At 73.0% G+C, this 3,378-nt stretch carries 3 protein-coding genes; 2 read left to right on the forward strand and 1 reads right to left on the reverse strand.

Annotated features, from left to right (window positions below; all coding sequences use genetic code 11):
* Positions 1-669 (reverse strand): cytochrome P450 (locus VR45_RS14255; RefSeq protein WP_045940109.1); only part of this gene is annotated, 669 nt, incomplete at its 3' end.
* A 637-nt stretch (positions 670-1,306) separates the two neighbouring features.
* Here VR45_RS14255 and VR45_RS42325 point away from each other — a divergent pair.
* Together VR45_RS42325 and ubiG are read left to right on the forward strand one after the other, a co-directional pair.
* On the forward strand, positions 1,307-2,392 hold the full coding sequence (locus VR45_RS42325; protein ID WP_159394213.1) for a polyprenyl synthetase family protein: 1,086 nt from the start codon (positions 1,307-1,309) through the stop codon (positions 2,390-2,392).
* A 241-nt stretch (positions 2,393-2,633) separates the two neighbouring features.
* Positions 2,634-3,353 carry a bifunctional 2-polyprenyl-6-hydroxyphenol methylase/3-demethylubiquinol 3-O-methyltransferase UbiG gene (ubiG, locus tag VR45_RS14265; protein WP_045940110.1) on the forward strand — a complete coding sequence of 240 codons (720 nt, stop codon included), beginning with the start codon at positions 2,634-2,636 and terminating at the stop codon, positions 3,351-3,353.
* Positions 3,354-3,378 lie beyond the last annotated feature (25 nt).

Below are 3,378 nucleotides of genomic sequence, written 5' to 3' on the forward strand. Positions count from 1 at the left end.
GCCGGCGTCGACCCGCCGGCGGTGGGCGGCGGTGAGGTCGGCCATGGACCGGCGCACCCGGCGGGTGGCCCGGTCGTAGCGGACGTTGCCCGGCGTGGGGACCTTGCGCAGCCGCTTGGGCAGGAGGGTGTGCCGGGTGAAGCCGGCCAGCAGGGTGTCGAAGTCGGCGGCCAGGCGGCCGTGCAGACCCGGGTCCAGACTGGTCCCGAACACCGCGGAGAGCACGAGGTCGGCGGTGATGGTGCGGGACTCGACGGCCAGGTCGACGGTCTGGCCGTGGTGCCACCGGCGGAGCGCGAGGTCCAGACGCTCCGTCATGATGCGGGCGTAGCCGGGGAACCGGGAGTGGTGGAAGGCCGGTTGCATCAGGCGGCGCTGCCGTCGGTGCTCGGCGGCCGGGCACGAGGCGAGCCCCTGGCCGCCCGCCTCGCGCAGCCGCTCGAAGAGGGGCCCGCCCTTGTCGAAGACCCGGTCGCGCACCAGCATCGCGCGGGTCAGTTCGGGGTCGCACACGACCACCAGGGGCTTGCCGAGGAAGCGGATCTCCACCAGTGGGCCGTGCGGGGGCAGCCCGCGCAGGAACGCCAGCGGCTCGCGCAGGAACGCCGCCAGGTGGCCGACGACGGGCTTGGCGCCGGGGGCCGACGGGACGACAGCGGTGCTGGTCATGGGACGGACTCCCTTACTGGGCAGGACTGTTGGAGGACACCGCCGGCGGATCGCCACCACGGACGGCGTGGCGGACGGCGCCACGGACGTAGCGGCGGACGTCGCGGCGGACGCGTCACGAAGGTCGCCGGGTGGATACGGCGGTGCGGAGAACGCGGTGCGGAGAACGCAGTGCGAGGAACGCGGTGCGGAAGCGGCGTTCGCGCGAGCGGCGGGACGCCGATCGGAGTGCCGGGAGAACGGTCGCGCCGACGGGCGGAGGCCGACGCGGGCTCCGGGAGGGCGGCACGCCGGGGCGGCCGCCGGAGCCGACGGCCCTCACTCTAGGCAACGAGTTCCGGAACGTCCATGCCCAGGTCGAAGATCCTTGGCGCCGACGGAACAGGCTCCGCGGGCTGTCAATGTGACCTGCATCACCCCGCGGAAGGTGGAACCAGCACGCAGCGTGACGGTCCGACGGGCGCTACCTGCCCGGACGTCCCGCCCGCGGAACGCGCTGCGTGAAAGCGGAGCCGGAATTTCCTCGTCCCGTCCCCCCTCCGGCACAGATTAATCCACGCCCCCTGGTGCGACCGGCGAAAGGCTGCTTAGCCTGTTCGTGACCTCCGGAGCGAGGTCACGGGGGAAGGAATTCATGATGACGACATCGATTCCTGCTGAGCGCGCCTCCGCGCACGGCGAAGAATCCGCACTCGTTCAGGAATGGCTCCGGAAGGACCTCGTGCGGGTCAGGGAGGCACTCCAGTCCTTGGTGGCCCAGCCGCATTCCCGGATCGAGGAGCCCATCGCCTACGCGGTGGAGCACTCCGGGCGTCTGCTGCGGCCCACGCTCGTCCTGCTGTCCTCGTACCTGCTCGCCGAAGAACCCGGCCGGCGCACGCACCGGCGGGTCATCGAAGGCGCCGCGGTCGTCGAAACCCTGCACATCGCAACCCTCCATCACGACGACGTGATAGACAATGCACAGGTCAGGCGAGGAAGGCCGAGCGTCAACGCCAAGTACGGCACCCCGACCGCCCTGCTGACCGGGGACTATCTGCTCGCCCGCTGCATGCAGGGCGCCGCGGCGCTGGGGCGCTCCCACCTGCTGGCAATGGCCCAGACCCTGGCCGACATGTGCGTCGGCCAGATGCTGGAGTCCAGTCGGCTCCACGACCCCTTCCGGACCGAGCCCGAGTACTACGCCGCCGTTTCCGGGAAAACCGCCCGCCTGTTGCGGACGGCCGCCTCCATGGGCGTCCTGGGCGGGAAGTCCGAAAAAAGCGCACAGGCGGCCCTGGAAAGCTTCGGGAACGATCTGGGAATGGCATTCCAGATCTGGGACGACATTCTCGACATCTGCAGCACGGAAACCGGCAAGGAACCGGCCAAGGACATAATCAACGGCGTCTACACACTGCCGGTGATCTATGCCGTCCAGGACTCCCCGGACGTGCTCCTGCCGCTACTGAGCGCGCAGCCGCTGTCAGCCGACCGGTGCCGGGCCGTGGTCGAGGCCGTCCAGGAGTCGGGGGCGATCACCCGGGCCGCGAAGGTGGCACAGCGTTACACGGCGAACGCCCTCCTCGCCGTCGAGTCCCACCCGGCCACGGCCGCGCACGCCCCGCTCGTCCGGCGGTGTCTGCGGGATCTCGTCGCCACCTTCGCGTCCCGCCATCCCGCCCTCGGGGCGCTGCGCGACGCCACCGGCCCCGAGGCGGAGGACCGTTCGCCGGCCGCCTGACCGGCCCGCCCACGGCGCGACCGACCCACGTCACCGACGTGCGTCACCGACCCACGTGACCGGCCCACGTGACCGACCCGCGTCACCGGCGCGCGTCACCGACCCACGTGACCGGCCCGCGAGCCGAAGCCGCCCTGGGGCGTCCGCCCACCACCCGACCGACCCGCCCAGCGGAGCCGGAGCCGCGCCACGCCGTGCGCGCGGCCCCGGCCCGGACCGCTGCCCGTTCAGAAGGAGCGTCGTGCCAGCAGTACGCAGCGACTTCATCACCGACTACGACCCGCTCGCCGACGCGTGGTGGGACCCCAGGGGCCCGCTCGCGCCGCTCGGCTGGATCGCCCGCGCCCGGGCCGACTTCGTCCCGGCCGCTTCCGCCGCCCGGCACGGTCGGGGCCGGCTGCTGGACATCGCCTGCGGGGGCGGACTGTTCGCCCCGCACCTGGCCGACAAGGGCTACCGGGTGTTCGGCGTCGACCTGTCGTTCCAGTCCCTCCGGCAGGCCCGCGCCCACGGCTACGACGTCACGGTCCGGGCCGACATCGCCCGGCTCCCGTTCGCGGCGGAGTCCTTCGACGTGGTCACGGCCGGGCAGTGTCTGGAACACGTGCCCGACCCGTACGCCGTGCTCGCGGAGGCGTGCCGGGTGCTGCGGCCCGGGGGCACCCTGATCGCCGACACCATCGCCGACACCAGGGTGGCCCGACTGGCAGCCGTCACCCTCGCCGAGAACCTGCCGCTGCCGGGCCGGCCGCCCCGCGGCACCCACGACCACCGGCTCTTCGTCAACCGCGAGCGGCTGCTCGCCACCGCGCGGGCCCACGGCGTGGAGCTGCGGCTGCTCGGTCTGCGGCCGCACCTGCGGGACGGCCTGCGCTTCCTGGCCGGACGGCGCGAGGACGTCCGGATGGTGCCCACCAGGTCCACCGGTGTGCTCTTCCTCGCGGTGGGGGGGGAGCGGTGACCGCCCCCCCCTCCCCCCCCCCCCC

The organism is Streptomyces sp. NRRL S-495 (assembly GCF_000966955.1).
GTDB lineage: Bacteria > Actinomycetota > Actinomycetes > Streptomycetales > Streptomycetaceae > Kitasatospora > Kitasatospora purpeofusca.